Origin of the sequence: uncultured Polaribacter sp. (genome assembly GCF_947503875.1) — a bacterium.
Taxonomy (GTDB): domain Bacteria; phylum Bacteroidota; class Bacteroidia; order Flavobacteriales; family Flavobacteriaceae; genus Polaribacter.
In genome coordinates, this window is record NZ_CANNFH010000001.1 from 80,312 (window position 1) to 100,160 (window position 19,849).

11 protein-coding genes are annotated in these 19,849 nt (G+C 32.0%); all 11 read left to right on the forward strand.

The features are described 5' to 3' along the window. The 11 genes from Q0684_RS00425 (at position 1) to Q0684_RS00475 (ending at position 19,844) form a co-directional block, all read left to right on the forward strand. Positions 1–1,584 (forward strand): RagB/SusD family nutrient uptake outer membrane protein, encoded by a 1,584-nt coding sequence (locus Q0684_RS00425; RefSeq protein ID WP_299012069.1) that lies wholly within the window; start codon positions 1–3, stop codon positions 1,582–1,584. Between the two features lie 75 nt (positions 1,585–1,659). Then, the gene (locus Q0684_RS00430; RefSeq protein WP_299012070.1) at positions 1,660–3,237 is read left to right on the forward strand and encodes a glycoside hydrolase; all 1,578 of its coding nucleotides are present in this window, start codon (positions 1,660–1,662) and stop codon (positions 3,235–3,237) included. Between the two features lie 43 nt (positions 3,238–3,280). Continuing rightward, positions 3,281–4,729: a hypothetical protein gene (locus Q0684_RS00435; protein ID WP_299012071.1), complete on the forward strand. Its 1,449-nt coding sequence runs from the start codon at positions 3,281–3,283 to the stop codon at positions 4,727–4,729. A gap of 170 nt (positions 4,730–4,899) precedes the next feature. Further along, a complete protein-coding gene (locus tag Q0684_RS00440) occupies positions 4,900–6,393 on the forward strand; it encodes a glycoside hydrolase (RefSeq protein ID WP_299012072.1) in 1,494 nt (497 codons plus the stop codon). 13 nt (positions 6,394–6,406) lie between these two features. Next, entirely contained in the window at positions 6,407–8,002 is a 1,596-nt protein-coding gene (locus tag Q0684_RS00445) for a sulfatase (protein WP_299012073.1), read from the forward strand. A 40-nt stretch (positions 8,003–8,042) separates the two neighbouring features. Beyond that, positions 8,043–9,443 carry a sugar porter family MFS transporter gene (locus Q0684_RS00450; RefSeq protein ID WP_299012074.1) on the forward strand — a complete coding sequence of 467 codons (1,401 nt, stop codon included), beginning with the start codon at positions 8,043–8,045 and terminating at the stop codon, positions 9,441–9,443. Positions 9,444–9,455: 12 nt separating this feature from the next. Continuing rightward, positions 9,456–10,199: an SGNH/GDSL hydrolase family protein gene (locus tag Q0684_RS00455; RefSeq protein ID WP_299012075.1), complete on the forward strand. Its 744-nt coding sequence runs from the start codon at positions 9,456–9,458 to the stop codon at positions 10,197–10,199. A gap of 24 nt (positions 10,200–10,223) precedes the next feature. Beyond that, positions 10,224–13,067, forward strand: a complete 2,844-nt coding sequence (locus Q0684_RS00460) for a sugar-binding domain-containing protein (protein WP_299012076.1) — start codon at positions 10,224–10,226, stop codon at positions 13,065–13,067. A gap of 37 nt (positions 13,068–13,104) precedes the next feature. Further along, on the forward strand, positions 13,105–16,404 hold the full coding sequence (locus tag Q0684_RS00465; RefSeq protein WP_299012077.1) for a DUF5107 domain-containing protein: 3,300 nt from the start codon (positions 13,105–13,107) through the stop codon (positions 16,402–16,404). Between the two features lie 58 nt (positions 16,405–16,462). After that, positions 16,463–17,929, forward strand: a complete 1,467-nt coding sequence (locus Q0684_RS00470) for a sulfatase-like hydrolase/transferase (RefSeq protein ID WP_299012078.1) — start codon at positions 16,463–16,465, stop codon at positions 17,927–17,929. Between the two features lie 22 nt (positions 17,930–17,951). Next, the gene (locus Q0684_RS00475; protein WP_299012079.1) at positions 17,952–19,844 is read left to right on the forward strand and encodes a sulfatase; all 1,893 of its coding nucleotides are present in this window, start codon (positions 17,952–17,954) and stop codon (positions 19,842–19,844) included. The last annotated feature ends 5 nt before the right edge of the window (positions 19,845–19,849 follow it).

The following is a 19,849-nucleotide window of genomic DNA, read 5'->3' on the forward strand; positions in this document are numbered from 1 at the left end:
ATGAAAAAACTTATTTTATTTTTAACATTTTGCATGGCTTTTTTAAGTGTAGGTTGTGATGCAGATAAATTATTAGATCAACCTTTGCAAGGTAGGCAGCAGTTAGATGATTTTTTCTCATCAGAAGAGAACGCAGAATCATTTGTAAATAGCGTATATCAGTTAGTGAACGGAACTAATTGGAATCAGGTAAATTTTCAGCGTCAAATTAATGAAATGGCATCTGATGATAATTGGGCAGGAAATACAAGGCAACCTAGGCCAGATATTACTGGTATAGCACAATATAATGTCTTTCCTGGATCTACATATTTTAATTTATTTTGGGAAAACCACTACATTGGTATTACTAGGGCTAATATTGCTTTAGATAGAATTCCTGGGATTGAAGAAATTGATGATGCTAAAAGAGCACAGTTAATTGGCGAGGTTAAATTTTTAAGAGCCTTTTTCTATTTTGATTTATTAAGAAATTTTGGAGGGGTTCCAATTGTTACTACTTACAATGAGATACTAGAACCTTCTATTAATGACAAGGTAAGATCTAGTGTTGAAGAAGTATATAGATTTATTGAATCAGATTTAAATGATGCAATGGCTGGAGTACCTTTAAGAAGTCAACAATCTTCTGGAGAATCTGGAAGAATTACTAGAGGTGCTGTACAGTCTTTGTTGGCAAAAGTATTTTTGTTTCAGGAAAAATGGGGAGAGGCACAAGCTATGGCTAAAACAGTTATGGACTCTGGTGAATATAGTTTAGAATCAGATTTTGCAAATATCTATAAAGTTGGAAATTTAAATAGTGTGGAAACTATTTTTGAAATTCAGTATATTAATAATCAGACCTTTAATAATGTAGGTGGTCAATTTTCAGTAACTAATGGTAGTCGTGGAGATCGTGGTTGGGGATGGACATCACCTTCTAGTGACTTAGAAAATGCATTTTTAAGTGAAGGAGATAATATTAGATTAAGGTCTACAATTATTAAACATGGAGAACCGGTTTTTGGAGACCCTGCTGTTACTTCTTTTGATGGTAAGCCTTCAGAAAATAAATCAGGACGTACTAATCGAAAATATTACATCCCTACAGGTGAAAGACCAGATCCGTATCAAAGAGGACAATTACCATTACATTATATTCATTTAAGGTTGGCAGATGTTATTCTTATTCATGCAGAAGCTGCTTATTTTAATGGAGATGAAACATCAGCTAAAACTTCTTTACAATTGGTTAGAGATCGTGTTCAATTACCTGAAAAAAATAATTTAACTGGAGAAAATTTAAGAGATGCTATATGGAAAGAAAGACGATTAGAATTAGCATTAGAACAGCATAGATTGTATGATATTAGAAGACAGAAAATAAATGGTGTGCCAAGAATTGCTTTAATTTTAGGACCACAAGGTTCCTTCGTTAAATATAATACAGAAGTAAGTATAGATCCTTTTGAGACTACTAATTTATTAGAGCCTCAAAATAGTGGAACATTATTTGATCCAAATATTCACTTATTATGGCCAATACCTCCAGAAGAAATTCAACTTTCAAGAGGTAACATTGTGCAAAATCCTGGATATTAATTTTAGTGTTAAGTAAAATAAAAGATAATGTTCATAAAGTGTTTCAAGTTTTTTTTTTATTGTACCATAGTAATAGTGTTTGTTGGGTGTAGTTCAGATGTAGCTACAGATCCTAACGATCCAAAGTTTGATGTTCCAAAAGAAGGGATAACACTTAATTTGAATACAACATTTCAAGAAATAAATCATTTTGGGGCTTCAGGTGGTTTTCAAGACCAATGGGTTGGAAAATGGCCTGAAGCATCTAAAGAACCTATTGCAAAGTTACTTTTTAGTAACGAAAACGATGCTCAAGGGAATCCTCAGGGAATTGGTTTGTCACTTTGGCGAACTGTAATAGGTGATGGAGCTGCAGATCAGGATAATAGTGGGTTTAGAGCGTCTTCTTGGTTTAGAGAAACTGAATGTTTTTTAGACGAAGCTGGTAATTATGATTGGTCAAAACAAGCTGGAGAGCGTTGGTTTTTAGATAAAGCAAGAGCGTATGGGGTCTCTAAATTTACAGCTTGGGCAACAACTCCACCTTATTTTATGACCAAAAATGGATACACTTTTAGTACTAGCGATGTAAGTAGTTTTAATTGTCCTGAATCAAATTATTTAGCTTACTCAAAGTTTTTAGCAAGTGTTTTGAAGCACTATGAGGATGAAGGTTTTAATTTTGAAAATGTCTGTGCTTTTAATGAAACTCAATACGAGTGGAATGCTGTTGTTGGTAATTCTACTCAATCAGGAACAAAAGCATTTAATTCAGAAGTTGCAGTAGTAACAAAAATAATGGATAAGGAATTCACAAATCAGGGAGTTAAAGCAAAAATTATGATTCCTGAAGCAGCACAGTTAAAATATTTGTTTGAAGGTTCTCAAAATACAACCAATCAAGTAAACGATTTTTTCAACCCATCAAGTGTTAATTATATTGGTGATTTATCAAATTTATCTAAACATATTGCTGGTCATAGTTATTTTAGTAATGGCTCAACAAGTGAATCACTCAGGCAACGTAAATCTCTAAATACAACTTTATCTAATTTTGGATTAGATTATTGGCAGACCGAATATAGTTTGTTAGGTGTTGGTTATCAGCAAGGTTTAGATGTTTCTACATTTAGAGAGATAGATTATGCGCTTTGGTTAAGTAGAATTATTCATACAGATTTGGTTTTTGGAAATGCTACAGGATGGAGTTTTTGGACTGCACTAAATCAATCTACATTCGGAGACCATCCATTTCGTTTTAATCTTATTTTATATGAACCAAACACAAATTCACCATCACATACAGATGGTACTTATAAAGCTAATAAGTTGCTTTGGGCATTAGGGAACTATAGTAGATTTATAAAGCCCAATATGGTTCGTTTTCAAGTGATAGATCCTGATTATAATGATGAAACCTCGGTTGAAAATTTTATGATTTCAGGATATAAAAATACAAGTACAAAAGAGATTGTGTTGGTATGTGTAAATAATACAGATGAAAATAGAAAGATTTCTTTTGAAAACTATGGACAAGATTTCGAGGTTGTTAATAATTCTTTCGATGTATATGAAACTTCTAATACAACAAACTTAAGAAAGTCTACTTTTTCAGTTGAGTCTTTATCTATCTCAAGAAAATCTATAGTAACTTTAAAAGCAAAATTAAAATAGTAAAAAACATATAATTTTTATAAAAATAAAAATAACAAAGCATATGAATAATAGTAAACTTTTAAAATCAATAATTTTCTTTACAGTGTTTGGTGTACTTTTGTTGGGGTGTAGTCCTAATGATGCAACAGATCCTAACGATCCAATTTTTGATGATATAGATGACGAAGTGATTGTTGGAGGAGAGCTTGAATTTGACGTAGAATTATCTGTTGATGCCTCTGATGGGGTAGATATAAATCCAGATATTTTTGGTGTTAATAATGATTGGAGAAGAGTACCAGACAATACATTTTCTACTTTTGCTAATACACTAGATGATATGGGTTTAAGTGCAAAGGTATTTCGTTATCCTGGTGGTTGGGAGTCAGAATTTTATGCTTGGACTTCTAATACTACTCCAAATTGGCCAAGTGCTCCATCAGTACCAGGAGCTTCTGTATCATCCTTAAAAGAGGAGTTTACAAATTATAGTATCGTTATTCCTACTGTAGATGCAATGAATAGAACAGTTGGTTCTTCTCAATGGAATTCAGCAATTTCAAAATTAAAGGTAACAGCAGAAAATGCAATTACAGCATCTGGTATTGCAAATGTTTCAAATGGTATTGTAGAGATTGGTAATGAGTGGTGGCTGCAGTTTGCTGGAGGATCCTCCAGGTCTCAGAAACTAAACAAATATGTAAGTATTGCTATGGAATTGGCAGAACATATTGATGAGAAATTCCCAAATCACAAATTTAAATTACTAATAAATGGAGATTATACTGTGCCTGAAGAGTTTACTACCATGAAACAAAGGTTTACAAAAGCCTATGATGTAATAGATGGAGTTGCACTACATACTTACACAGGATATACTACTGATACACACAATATTGCAGATTTAGAAAAGCGAATTATAGATTGTGCGAATAATTTCAATCCTAACAAAAATTTTAAATATTTATCTGAGTGGATGCCTTCTAGAGATTACAATGAAAGAGCATTATATATGGAAGCAGCAAATATCATTCCAGATATTATTCATATATATGCAAGAACAGGTTCTGAAGCAGCAGCCTATTGGCCACCAGTAAATACACCTGTTCCTGGTTTAGGATTAACAAATTGGAATTTTTCAAAAATTTTCCCAGCAGGACAGATTATGGGAGATATGGGAAAATCTTATAGAGGAAAAGCTTTAAAAACAACTTCAAACCGTTTTCATATTGCTGCAGCATTACAAGATGAAAATACTATGGTTTTATACATAACTGGAGCTAAAGAAACTGGTAAAAAAGTAGGTGTAAAAGTAGATGGTTTTATTATATCTTCTATAGAAAGTGTAGAACGTTTTGTTCCTTTTGATTACAATGAGTCCAATAAAGCAGAGGCTTATATTGAACAGACTGCAACTGCTAAGTTATCTTCTAATAACGAAGTTGTTTTTGATATTAACAAAGAAGGATTATATCAAATTTATAAGATTATTGTAAAAGGTAACAATTAAAATAGAGTATTATTGTCCATATTTCTGGTTTTGCTGTCTATTTTTTTTTAAGAATTTAGTTCTAATTTTGATACAAATAAGCAATTTTGCTCTATACAATTTAGGGGATGTTAAAAACTAATAAATATTTTTTTATCACACCAATCCTTGTTCTATTTTCAATATTTACCTTGTCTAGTCAATTTTTAAAAGTAAAAATAGATCAAAGTAAAGTATACCAAACAATAGAAGGTTTTGGAGCATCCGATGCTTGGAGGTGTCAATTTGTTGGTAGTAACTGGCCTTTAATAAAAAGAGAAAAAATAGCCCAATTATTATTTAGTAAAAACAAAGATAGTAATGGGAATCCTAAGGGTATTGGACTTTCAATTTGGCGGTTTTACATTGGTGCAGGAACAACAGAACAAGGTGAAAATTCAAACATAACAAATGAGTGGAGAAGAAGTGAATCTTTCATAGATGTTAATGGAAATTATAACTGGACAAAACAAAAAGGACAACAATGGTTTTTAAATAAAGCAAAAAAATATGGTGTAGACCAATTTTTAGCATTTTCTATTTCGTCACCAGTTCAATGGACAAAAAATGGGAAGGGTTATAATGGAGATAATAAAGATGGAGAGATGAATTTAAAACCAGAATATTTCGACGAGTATGCTCAGTTTATGGTGAAGTTTTTAGATCATTTTAAGTCAGAAGGAATTTCTTTTGATTATCTAAGCCCTGTAAATGAACCACAATGGGATTGGGAGAAGAAGTCACAAGAAGGTACTCCAGCTACAAATCAGAATATTGTAAAATTATCGAAATTATTAAATGATAAAATAAAAGAAAATAATTTGCCAACTAAAATTGTATTAGGGGAAGCAGCAGACTTGCGATGGTTATATTCAGATTATGGTAAACCAGAAAGAGGAAATCAAATAAATTATTTTTTTAATACAAAAAATAAAATTGAAACTTTAAAAAAAACAATATCTGGTCACAGTTATTTTACAACATGGCCCGTAGACAGTTTAATATCTATAAGAAAGAAACTAAATCATAAATTACAAAATTATAATTTAGATTATTGGCAAAGTGAATTTTGTATTCTAGAAAATACAGATGATATTGGTGGTGGTTCTAAAAGAGATTTAGGAATTAATACTGCACTATATGTTGCTCGTGTAATTCATGCAGATTTAACAATTGCAAACGCAAGCTCATGGCAATGGTGGACAGCTTTAACAAATGCAGATTATAAAGACGGCTTAATTTATCTAGATACAGGAGATAGTAGAGATTTGTTTAATTTAAATAAGATGAAATTCGATGGAGAATTTCATGATTCAAAATTATTATGGGCTTTTGGAAACTTTTCTAGGTTTGTAAGACCAAAAATGAAAAGAATAAAAATTGAGTTAGATGACTATAAAACACTTGGTGAACAATATAAAGATTTAATGATTTCTGCGTATGTAGATCAAGAAAAATCAAAGTTGGTTTTAGTAGCCATTAATTATGGTAAAACAAATAAAACTATTGATTTTTCTGGTTATAAAATAAAAGCGATATACGAAACATCAAAAGATAAAAATTTAGAGTATCAGAAAGTATCAAATCAAATAATAACATTAAGTGGACGAACAGTTAATACCCTTATTGGAAGTATATCTAAATAAATAAAAAAAATATATGAAATTTAATAATAACTATTTTGAATTAGTTTTTAGTCTTTGTTTTGCAGTCATATGTCTAAGTGGCTGCAAAGGCAAAGACCCAGTAAAGAAAAAACCAAATATTGTCTTTATTCTTGCAGATGATTTAGGAGCTCATGATTTAAGTTATGCTGGTAGTAAGTATTATGAAACTCCAAATATTGATGCTATTGCTAATGAAGGAGTACAATTTACTCAAGGATATGCTGCAGCTCAAGTATGTAGCCCATCTAGAGCAAGTTTAATGACAGGGCAGTACACTGCTCGTCATGGAGTAACAGATTGGATTGGTGCTGCAACTGGAAAGAAATGGGGTGATTATTATAATACGAAAGTTATGCCTCCAGAGTATGCTCATGCTTTACCTGAAGAAACTATTACAATTGCGGAAGCTTTAAAACAAAACGGATACAAAACATTTTTTGCTGGAAAATGGCATATAGGTGATGAACCTTATTCTCCAGAAAACAATGGATTTGATATTAATATTGGAGGATGGGAAGTTGGAGGACCAAAAGGAGGATATTATGCTCCTTGGAGAAATCCAAAGTTAGATTACAAATACGAAGGAGAAAATTTAACAAAACGATTGGCTTTAGAAACAGCTGATTTTATTTCAACTAATAAAGACGAACCTTTTTTTGCTTTCTTGTCCTTTTACGCTGTTCATGGTCCTATTCAAACGACCCAAGAGAAATGGAGTAAGTATAGAAATAAAGCTGAAATTCAGGGTATACCTGAATCTGGTTTTGAAATGGAGGCAAGATTGCCTATCAGAAATGTACAAGATAATCCTATTTACGCAGGTTTAGTAGAATCTATGGATGATGCTGTAGGTGTTGTTTTAAAAAGATTAAAAGAATTAGGAATTGATGATAATACAATAATAGTTTTTACTTCTGATAATGGTGGTGTAGCAAGTGGAGACGCATTTTCTACAACAAATTTCCCTCTAAGAGGAGGTAAAGGGTATCAATGGGAAGGTGGTATAAGAGAGCCTTATCTAATAAAAGCACCAATGTTTCACAACACACCCAAATCTGTTGATTATCCTGTTTCAGGAATCGATTTTTATCCTACACTTTTAGATTTAGTTGGAGCAAAGAAAGATCCTAATCAGATTATAGATGGAGTAAGTTTAGTACCATTATTAAAAGGAAATTCCTTAGATAAAAGACCATTATTCTGGCATTATCCTCACTATGGTAACCAAGGAGGTGACCCTGTAAGTATCATCAGAAAAGAAGATTATAAATTGATTCACTACTGGGAAGATGGACGTGACGAGTTGTATAATTTAGAGAATGATCCAGGAGAGAAAAATAATATTAGCAAAGAAGAACCAACGGTTGTAAATAAATTAAGGAAAGAGTTAGATACGTATTTAAAAAACATAAATGCTAAAATACCTGAGGTATATGCTGATTATGATGCAACTAAAGCAGCTAAAAAATATCAAGAAAGTAAAACCAGGATGTTAGAACGTTTAGAAAAACAGCGTAAAAATTTCTTAAGTAAAGATTTTGATCCTAACAATAACTGGTATGACAGTAGTTTAAATACTAAAGATTAACTTTCTGAATTAATAATAATAACACAATCCAACCAAAATAATGTCTAACACAAAATTTAACTTTACCTACTTACTTTTTTTAGCCCTAGTATCAGCTATGGGTGGCTTTCTTTTCGGATATGATTGGGTAGTAATAGGAGGAGCAAAACCTTTTTATGAATTATTTTTTGATATTGCTTCTCAACCAACATTACAAGGATGGGCAATGAGTAGTGCTTTAATAGGTTGTATACTAGGAGCAGTAATCTCTGGTTTTGTAGCTGATAAATTTGGTAGAAAACAACCTTTAATTTTAGCAGCAGCCTTATTTACACTTTCTGCATTTGGAACGGGTTATGCAAATGAATTTACTCCTTTTATAATTTATCGTTTAATTGGTGGCTTAGGAATTGGTTTAGCATCTACATTATCGCCAATGTATATCGCAGAAATAGCACCAGCAAAATATAGAGGTCAGTTTGTTGCTATTAACCAACTAACTCTAGTAATTGGTATTTTAGCAGCACAAATCGCAAACTTTTTTATAGCAGAAGCAATCCCAGAAAATTATTCACCAAATGAGATACTAGGATCTTGGAATGGCCAAACAGGTTGGCGTTGGATGTTTTGGGTAGAACTTATTCCAGCAATATTGTTTTTTGTTTTAATGTTTATTGTACCTAAAAGTCCAAGGTTTTTAGTAAAAATAGATAATAAGGAAGCTGCTAAAAATGTGTTAGCAAAAATTGGTGGTAATACTTATGCAGAACAAGAATTAGCCAGTATACAGCAAACACTTCAAGAAGGTGGAGCTTCTAAAATTAAATTTTCAGATTTTAGTAGTTCTAAAATTAAACCTATTCTAATTATTGGTATCGTATTAGCCATTTTTCAACAATGGTGTGGTATCAATATCATTTTTAATTATGCTGAAGAAATCTTTACAGCAGCAGGTTATAGTGTAGGCGATATGCTATTTAATATCGTAATTACAGGTAGTGTAAATTTAATATTCACACTTATAGCCATGCGAACTGTAGATAGTTGGGGACGTAGAAAGCTAATGCTTTTAGGTTCTGTTGGATTAGGTGTGGTATATCTTATTTTAGGAGGTGCCTATTATATGGAGTTTACGGGTTGGCCAGTATTACTTTTAGTAATTACAGCCATCGCCATTTATTCAATGTCCCTAGCACCAATTACTTGGGTGGTTTTATCAGAAATTTTCCCGAATAAAATTAGAGGTGTAGCTATGTCTATTGCCACATTTGCCCTTTGGGTAGCTTCTTTTATACTCACATTTACCTTTCCTATTTTAAACGATGCATTAGGGGCTTCAGGAACATTTTGGGTGTATGGCCTTATTTGTTTCGCAGGTTTTTTATTCATAAAAAGCAAGTTACCTGAAACTAAAGGAAAGAGTTTAGAGGAAATTGAATTGGAATTAACCAAAGATAAATAATTGAAACATCAGATGCTTTTAACATTAAAAAAATATACTATTCTAGGTTTTGGTTTGCTGTTAACTTTAAATGTTGCTTGTGCTCAACAGAACAGTAAAAAGCATTCAAATGCAGCGCTAGCACCTCATTATTTAGATTCGCTTAAAAGCAAGTTGAAAGTAAAATGGCCAAAAAACCACACTATAAATTTAGTGTTTCATGGACATTCTGTCCCTACAGGTTATACCACAGGAGGTGTATTAGATAGATTAAATGCTTATCCATACAGAACCTTAAAAAAAGTAAACGATTTCTATCCGTATTCTGTTGTTAACACTATTACAACATCAATTGGTGGAGAACAGGCAGAACAAGGCGCAAAGCGTTTTAAAGAAGAAGTTCTAAATCATAAACCAGATGTTCTTTTTATAGATTACGGATTAAATGATAGAAGTATAGGTCTAGAACGTGCAAAGGTTGCTTGGGAAAAAATGATACAACATGCTTTAGCTTATGGGACAAAAGTGATTTTATTAACTCCAACACCAGATTTAAAAGAGAATATAGCTTCAGAGGATACGCCCTTAGCAAAACATAGCGAACAAATTAGAGCATTGGCTAAAAAGTATAACGTTGGTTTAGTCGATAGTTACGCGCTATTTAAAGCTTTGGCAGAAATTCAGCCTTTAAAAGGATATATGTCGCAAAATAATCATATCAACCAAAAAGGACATCAATTTGTTGCTGATGCCATTTTTGAATATTTCAGACTTTAATATATAAACAACAATATAAACTAAATGAAGTTTTTTAAAATCATAAACATCTTCTCTGTTTGCTTATCTATACTTGCTTTGACGGCTTGTGTAAATAAACAGCAAAAAGAAATGGATTTGTCTGGAGAATGGGGCTTTAAGATAGATTCTTTAGATGTAGGTGAAACTGAAAATTGGTTTGCTAAAGATTTAAATGATGTCGTAAAACTACCAGGTTCTATGGCTGAAAATGGAAAAGGGAATGATATTACCGTAAACACAAATTGGACGGGTAATATGTGGAATGATAGTCTTTGGTATAAAGATCCAAAGATGAAAAAATACCGACAAAAAGGTAATGTAAAAGTACCTTTTTGGTTAACACCTGTAAAAGATTATAAAGGTGCTGCTTGGTATCAAAAAACCGTTGTTATTCCAGAAGATTGGGGTACTCAAAACATCAATCTTCATTTAGAACGCGTGCATTGGGAATCTACAGTTTGGGTAGATAATAAAAAAATGGGTATGCAAAATACCTTAGCCACCTCGCATGATTATAATTTAGCAGATGTTTTAAGTCCTGGCGAGCACACCATTTCCATTCGTGTTGATAATAGAATAAAAGATATCGATGTTGGCAAAGATGCACATAGTATATCAGACAATACACAAAGCAATTGGAATGGTATTGTTGGAGCTATCAAGTTAACTACCTCTCCTATATTGGCGTTAGGGAATGTGAAGTTATATCCTAATGTGTCAACTAAAACCGTAAAAGTAGTTCTTCAAATTGAAAACGCATCAAAAGGACTTAAAACTGCACAATTGAATATTAAAGCGAAAGAGAAGTCTGTTAATGGTACTTCTATTCAATCACTAAAAAAAGATATTGAAATTAATGGAAATCAAGAAATTGTTTTAGAATATCCTATGGGCGATAATCTGAAATTATGGGATGAATTTGAGCCAAACCTTTACAAAATGCAACTTACTTTAAAATCTGAAGCAGGAGTTGATACTAAAAATATCGATTTTGGAATGCGCGATTTTAAAGCTGAAGGGACTGTATTTACAATCAATGAGCGTCCCATTTATTTAAGAGGTACTTTAGAATGTGCCATTTTCCCAAAAACAGGTTATCCACCAACGGATGTAGATTCTTGGAAACGAATTTTTAAAATTATAAAAGCACACGGTTTAAATCATATGCGTTTTCATTCCTGGTGTCCACCAAAAGCGGCATTTGTTGCTGCAGATGAAATGGGTGTTTATATTCAAGCTGAAGCCTCTGCTTGGTTAGCAAATTTAGGAGATGGTAACCCTGTTGACAAATGGTTATACAAAGAAGGGGAAGCTATCATAAATGCTTATGGTAATCATCCATCGTTTGTTATGATGACTTATGGAAACGAACCAAGTGGCAAGAATCACAAAGACTATTTAACAAAATACGTAAATCATTTTCAGAATTTTGATAACCGTCGTTTATACACAAGTGGTGCTGGGTATCCCTATCTTGAAAATATGGATTTTTACAATCATAGAGGGCCTAGAATTCAAGGTTGGAATGAAAATTTAAAAAGTGTTATTAACGCAAAAGCACCCCAAACAAAATTTGATTGGAGCAAATTTATAGATAAAACACCAATGCCTTATGTAAGTCACGAAATGGGACAATGGTGTGTGTATCCTAACTTTAAAGAAATGTCCAAGTATACAGGTGTTTTAAAACCTAAAAATTTTGAGATTTTTAAAGAAACTTTAGAAGAAAATGGGATGTTGCATTTGGCTGACGATTACTTAAAAGCATCAGGTAAATTACAAACACTTTGTTATAAAGCAGATATTGAAGCCGCTTTAAGAACAAAAGGAATGGCAGGATATCAATTGTTAGATTTACACGATTTTCCTGGACAAGGAACAGCTTTAGTAGGTGTTTTAGACGCCTTTTGGGATGAAAAAGGTTATGTAACACCAGAAGAATTTAGGGCGTTTAGTGGTAAAACTGTGCCTTTAGCACGATTAAAACAGCGTACCTTTAAAAATACAGATACTTTATCAGCATCTATTGAAATTGCACATTTTGATAAAAATGCCTTAGAAAACGTGGTCCCAAAATGGACCTTAACCAAACCTGATGGAAGTATTTTTGATAAAGGTAATTTAGATAAAACAGATATTCCTATTGGTAATGGAATTCAATTAGGAAAAATCAATAGACCTTTAAATATAATTGATACAGCTCAAAAACTGACTTTAAATGTTATGGTTAATGATTTTAAAAACAGCTGGGATATTTGGGTGTATCCAGAAGTAAAATCTCCGATTAATACCAAAACAGATTACAGAATAGTCAGTAAGTTAGATAACAAAACGCTATCATATTTAGAAAATGGTGGAAATGTATTATTAAATGTTACAAAAGGCGATATTACTACTAAATATGGTGGTGATATTGGTATTGGTTTTTCAAGTATTTTTTGGAATACCTCTTGGACTAAAGAACAAAAGCCGCATACGCTAGGTATTTTATGTAATCCTGAACACCCAGCGTTGGCGAATTTTCCAACCGAATATCATTCCAATTGGCAATGGTGGGATGCCATGAGCACCTCAAATGTTATTATTTTTGATGAGATGCCAAAGTTAAATCCTATTGTAAGAGTGATAGACGATTGGTTTAAAAACAGAAAAACAGCACTCATTTTTGAAGTAAAAGTGGGTAAAGGTAAGCTGCTGTTTTCTGGAATTGATTTACACACAAATTTAAGTGAGCGACTAGAAGCACAACAGCTTTTATATAGCCTTGAAAAATATATAGCTAGTGATGCTTTCAATCCAAAAGAAAGTATTACAAAACAACAATTAAACAAAATATTAAAGTATTAATATGCATTTGAAAAAGTGTAGCGTAAAACATTAAAGTATGAAAACTGTAAAAGCCTGGGAAGAAAAAGTAATCATTCCTACTTATGAAGTTGGAGCTCCTGAAAAGTATCCTGTTTTTCTTGAAAAGCGCGTATATCAAGCGAGTAGTGGAGCGGTTTATCCACATCCTGTAATCGAAAAAATTAGTGACACTAAAGTAGATAAAGAATGGAATGCCATTTTTATAGAGAATGATTATATTAAATTAATGATTTTACCTGCTTTAGGAGGAAGAATTCAAAGAGCCTATGATAAGGTTCGTAAACGTGATTTTGTTTACTATAATCATGTAATAAAACCGGCATTGGTAGGTTTAACTGGTCCTTGGATTTCTGGTGGTATAGAATTTAATTGGCCACAACATCATAGACCAAGTACTTACGACCCAACAGATTTCTATATTGAAGAAAATGAAGATGGTAGTAAAACAGTTTGGGTAAGCGAATTAGAGCGTATGTTTCGTACAAAAGGAATGGCAGGTTTTACCTTACATCCGGATAAAGCATACATAGAAATTAAAGCACATTTATATAACAGAACTCCACATCCGCAAACCTTTTTATGGTGGGCAAATCCTGCAGTTGCAGTAAACGATCATTATCAATCGGTATTTCCACCAGATGTAAATGCGGTTTTTGATCATGGTAAACGAGATGTTTCTGAATTTCCAATAGCAAAAGGAGAATATTACAAAGTAGATTATTCTCCAGGAACAGATATTTCTAGATATAAGAATATACCTGTACCCACTAGTTATATGGCAATTACCTCAAAATACGATTTTGTAGGTGGGTACGAAAATGATTCAAAAGGAGGGTTATTGCATGTTGCAGATCATAATGTATCGCCAGGAAAAAAACAATGGACTTGGGGTAATGGTGAATTTGGAAAAGCATGGGATAGAAATTTAACAGACAAAGATGGTCCATATATTGAGTTGATGTGTGGTGTATATACTGATAATCAACCCGATTTTTCATGGATGCATCCGTATGAAGAAAAAAGCTTTAAACAGTATTTTATGCCCTACTATAATGTAGGTGTTGTAAAAAATGCAACCAAAGAAGCTTTAGTAAACTTAGAAATGGTAGATGGTAAAGTTTTAGTAAAAGTACATGTTACTGCAATGTACACAAATAGTATCATCACTTTAAAAGCAAATGAAACAGTATTACACGAAGAGGTTTTAAATCTTTCTCCAGAAGAAGGTTTTGAAAAATCTTTAGAAATTGGAAGCAATACTTTTAATGATTTACAAATATCAGTTAGCGATAGCCAGGGAAAAGTGTTGGTGGCATGGGAACCAGATAAAGATTTGTCAGAAGAAATTCCTGAGCCAGCAAAGGCTGCAAAAGACCCTAAAGATATTGACACTGTAGAAGGTTTGTATTTAAGAGGTTTACACTTAGAACAATACAGACATGCAACTTTTAATGCAACTGATTATTACGAGGAAGCTTTAAGACGCTCGCCAAAAGATGTACGTTGTAATAATGCTATGGGACTGTGGCACATGCGTAAAGGTCAGTTAGAAAAATCTATTGGTTATTTTGACATCGCTATTGAAACCTTAACTAGTCATAATCCAAATCCTTATGACGGCGAACCATATTTTAATAAAGGTCTAGCCTTAAGTTATTTAGGAAAAAAGGACGAGGCTTACGCAAGTTTCTTTAAAGCCTGTTGGAATGCCCAATGGCAAGATGCTGGCTATTTTAATCTAGCACAAATAGATTGTTTTAGAGGCGATTTAGACAAAGCTTTAGACCTTGTAGATAGAGCATTGATTAAAAACTGGCACAACCATAAGGCAAGACATTTAAAAGTGATTATTTTAAGAAAACTAGGTAAAATTGAAGCGGCTAATCAACTAGTAAAAGAATCATTAGTCATTGATAAATTCAACTTTGGTATTTTATACGAACGTTATATTTTATCTAACAAAATAGAAGATTTAGAGGCTCTTAAACACATTCTAAGAAATAATGCACATAATTATATTGAGTTTGCTTTAGACTATGCTTCTGCTGGTCAGTTTGATGAAGCTGTTGCTTTATTAAAAGTGCATACAAAGGAAAACACTATGGTTTATCCTATGGTGTATTATTTTATGGGATGGTTTTACGATCAAAAAGGAGATTCTACAAGTGCATTAAAAGCCTACAAGCAAGGATCTCAAATGCCAGATAAATATTGTTTCCCAAATAAAATAGAAGAGGTTTTAGCGTTACAAGCTGCTTGTAAAGCAAACCCGTTTGATGCTAAAGCATTTTATTATGTAGGGAATTTTTGGTATGCAAATAGACAGTATATAGAAGCGCAAGAATGTTGGGAATCTTCATTAAATCTAGATGATAGTTTTGCAATTATTCATCGTAATTTAGCACTACTATACTATAATAAAACCAATCAAAAAGAATTAGCAGTAAAACATTTAGAACGTGCTTTTGAGTTAGATAATACAGATGCTAGATTGTTAATGGAGCTTGATCAACTTTACAAAAAAATAAATGTTTCTATACACAAACGTTTGTCTATTTTAGAGCAGTATATAGATTTAACTAATTCAAGAGACGATTTATATCTAGAGCGTATTTCATTATACAACCTCAAAGGAGATTTTGAAAAGGCGAAACAACTAATAGAAAATAGACAATTTCATCCTTGGGAAGGAGGAGAAGGTAAAGTGCCATTTCAATATTTAACTTGTTATACAGAGCTAGCTAAGAAAAATATAAACATAAGGAATTTTGATTATGCTATTGAACTATTAACTGCAGCAAAAACATACCCTCATAATTTAGGAGAAGGTAAATTACATGGTACAGTTGAAAATGACATTGATTACTGGTTAGGTTGTGCTTACGAAGGTTTAGGTAAAACCGATAAAGCTAAGGAGTTTTTTGAATTAGCATCAGAAGGATTAAGCGATCCAAGTCCTGCAATATTTTATAACGATCAACAGCCAGATAAAATATTTTATCAAGGACTGGCATTAGAAAAATTAGGAAAATCTAAAAAAGCTAAAAAGAGGTTTGATAATCTGTTAAACTATGGTAGAGACCATATGAACGATGATGTAAAGCTAGATTATTTTGCTATATCACTGCCAGATTTATTAATATGGGAAGAAAACTTAAATGTTATAAACAAAATACATTGCAATTATTTAATAGGCCTTGGTCAATTAGGAAAAGGAAATGATGCTGAAGCTATGGAAGCTTTTGATAAAGTAAAACATACTAATTTATCTCACATACCAGCTAATATTCATGCTCAATTAATAGGTGTTTCTTAATATTTTAAATTTCATGAACTCTAAATTTTCAATATATTTTTGTGTAATTTTCTTCTTTTTGGGAGTAAATAATACTATTTTTTCTCAAAAAGAAAAACCAAATATTGTTATCATTTATGTAGATGATTTGGGTTTTGGTGATATTGGAGTAAATGGAGCAATTGGAGTAAAAACACCAAATATAGATAAATTAGCAAAAAATGGATTAAATTTTACGGATGCTCATTGTTCTGCAGCAACATGTACACCATCTCGTTATTCTTTATTAACAGGGAGTTATGCATTTAGAAATAATGCTGCTATTTTAGAAGGTGATGCGCCCTTAATCATAGATGTTAAAAAAGAAACATTGCCCAAAATGTTACAGAAAGCAGGTTACAAAACTGGTGTAGTTGGTAAATGGCACTTGGGTCTTGGAAAAGGAAAAATTGATTGGAATAAACGCATACCATTAGGACCAAAAGAGGTTGGGTTTGATTATAGTTTTTTAATTCCTGCAACAGGAGATCGTGTACCTACAGTTTTTTTAGAAAATCAAGAAGTAGTAAACTTAGATCCTAATGATCCAATTTCAGTTAGCTATGGAACAAGAATTGAAGGATATCCTTGGGGATTTAAACATCCAGAATTGTTAAAACAACATACAGATCCTTACCATCAAGGAGCAGTAATTAATGGAATTAGTAGAATTGGCTACATGAAAGGTGGAAAGGATGCGCTTTGGGTTGATGAAAAAATACCTTTTGTACTCTCTGAAACTGCTAATAATTTTATAGAAGATAATAAAGAAAATCCGTTCTTTTTATATTTTTCGCTTCACGATATTCATCAACCAAGAATTGCAAATATAAAGTTTGTAGAAAGTAGTACTATGGGACCTCGTGGAGACGTTATTGCTCAAATGGATTGGTGTGTAGGTCAGATTACAGAAAGTTTGAAAAAACAAAATCTTTTAGAAAATACATTAATCATTTTTACAAGTGATAACGGACCAATTTTAGATGATGGATATTTAGATTATGCAAGAGAATTAGTAGGCAATCATAAACCAGGTGGTATTTATAGAGGAAGTAAATATTCTGTTTATGAAGCAGGAACAAGAATGCCAACAATAGTTCATTGGCCAAAAGAAGTAAAGCCAGGTAAAAGTTCGGCTTTGTTATCTCAAGTAGATTTGTATAAATCTTTAGCTTGTTTGGTTAAGCAAGATATTGCAAAAGGTGCAGCTCCAGATAGTCAGGATTTTTTAAAATCTTGGCTAGGAAAATCAAATAAAGGTAGAGAATTTTTGTTGGAAGAAGCCTATACGTATGGTTTAAGAATGGGAAATTGGAAATACATACAACCTAAAAATAAACCAGTACCAAATTGGATTGTACAAAAATTTGTAGATCCAGGGTTTAATAAAAAAGTTCAATTGTACAATTTAGATAAAGATCCATCAGAATCTAAAAATGTTTATAAAGATTACCCTAAGATTGTGAAAAAGATGGAGAAAAAGTTGAACGAAATCTTCAATCAATAAAAATTTTTCAAGTTAAAAAAAGGTGAAATTATATAATCTATTAATCATATCAATATTAATTGTTTTGAGTTTTGGTTGTAAAACAAAAAATCAAAAACAACCAAATATTTTATGGATTACTATAGAGGATACTTCTCCACAGTTTATTGGTTGTTATGGTGACGCTAATGCAAGTACTCCTGTAATAGATAAGTTAGCAGATGAAGGGGTTCGTTTTACGAATGTGTTTTCTACAGGTACAGTATGTTCTGCTAGCAGATTTACTATAATTACAGGTGCTAGAACTTTTAAAACAGGTACAGGTCATCAAAGAAGTCAGTATTCAATTCCAAGTTCTATTAAAGGGTTTCCTTATTATATAAAACAATTAGGATATTACACTACTAATAATTCTAAAACAGATTATAACATTGCTAATGAAAAAGATTTTGTAAAGCAAGCTTGGAACGAAAGTTCTAATAAGGCAAACTGGAAGGGAAGAGCAGAAGGACAACCATTCTTTTCGGTTTTTAATTTTGCAGAATCTCATCAATCAAGAACTATGTCTTGGACATTTGAGCAATATAAAAAGCATGTTTGGAATCACCTTACTGAAGAAGATAGAATTCCTGATGATGCATTTGATATGCCTCCTTTTTATAATGATACACCTCAAATGCGCAAACAATTTGCTAGAGTGTATAATTCTATTAAGTTAACAGATAATAGAATTGGCGATTTATTACAAAAATTAGAGGATGATGGCTTAAGAGATGATACTATTATTTTCTTTTTTGCAGACCATGGTGAGGGTATACCAAGAGCAAAAACAAATGGAATAAATTTAGGATATCGTGTTCCGTTTATTGCATGGTTTCCAGAAAAATTCAAACATTTATCACCCTGGAAAACAGGAGGAACTATTAGTAACAAACTAATTAGTTTTGAAGATTTAGGGCCAAGTATGATTGATTTATTAGGTGGAGAAGTTCCAGTATATATGAAAGGTAAAAAACTTTTCAACGTTAATTCAAAAGCTAAGAATGAGCTATTATTACTTTCTACAGATAGGGTAGATAATGGTTTGGATTTGGTAAGAAGTGTAACCGATGGAAAGTATGTATATTCAAGAAACTTTATGCCTTTTATACCAGAAGTACGTTATATCAATTATTTAGAAATTGCAGATATCACAAAGCATATGCGTAGTGATTTAAAGCAAGGTAAACTTAATGCACTGCAGTCTGGTATTTTTGATACGCGTCCTTATGAAATGTTATTTGATGTTGAAAATGACATTTGGGAAACCAATAATCTAGCCGAAAATCCAAAATATAAGTCTGTAAAAGAAAACATGAGACAATTCTTGGATACTGAACTTTTAAAAGTAAAAGATATTATGTTTATGCCAGAATATGAAATGGCTAAAATTTCAAAAACACAAACTGTTTATGAATATCGTTTAGATGAAACCAATTATAATTTTGATGAGATTTATAAAGTAGCATCTTTATCTGGTAAAAAAGGAGAAGAGGTTGCTAAAGCTCAAATTGCATATCTAAATCATAAAAATGATATTGTACGTTATTGGGCTAGTATTGGATTAATATCTCAAGATAAAACGCTGTTACAATCGTATCAAAAAGAATTAAATGAAGCCCTTACAGATGAATATGCTCCTGTTTCAGTTTCAATTTCAGCAATATTGTATGATAAATTTAAAAGTAAAAAAGCTGCTGAGAGTTTAAAACGATTTAGTGTAAATAAAAATAAGTTTTTAGCATTAATGTCTGTAAATTATATGCTATACATTAATGATAAAACACCTTTTATAAATACAATAGCGGAATTAAATCAACAAAAAGATTTAAACGGAACCGTTAAAAATGCTTGCAAAGATTTTTTGGAAGTAGTAAAACAAAATAAGTTTAACTAAGATAT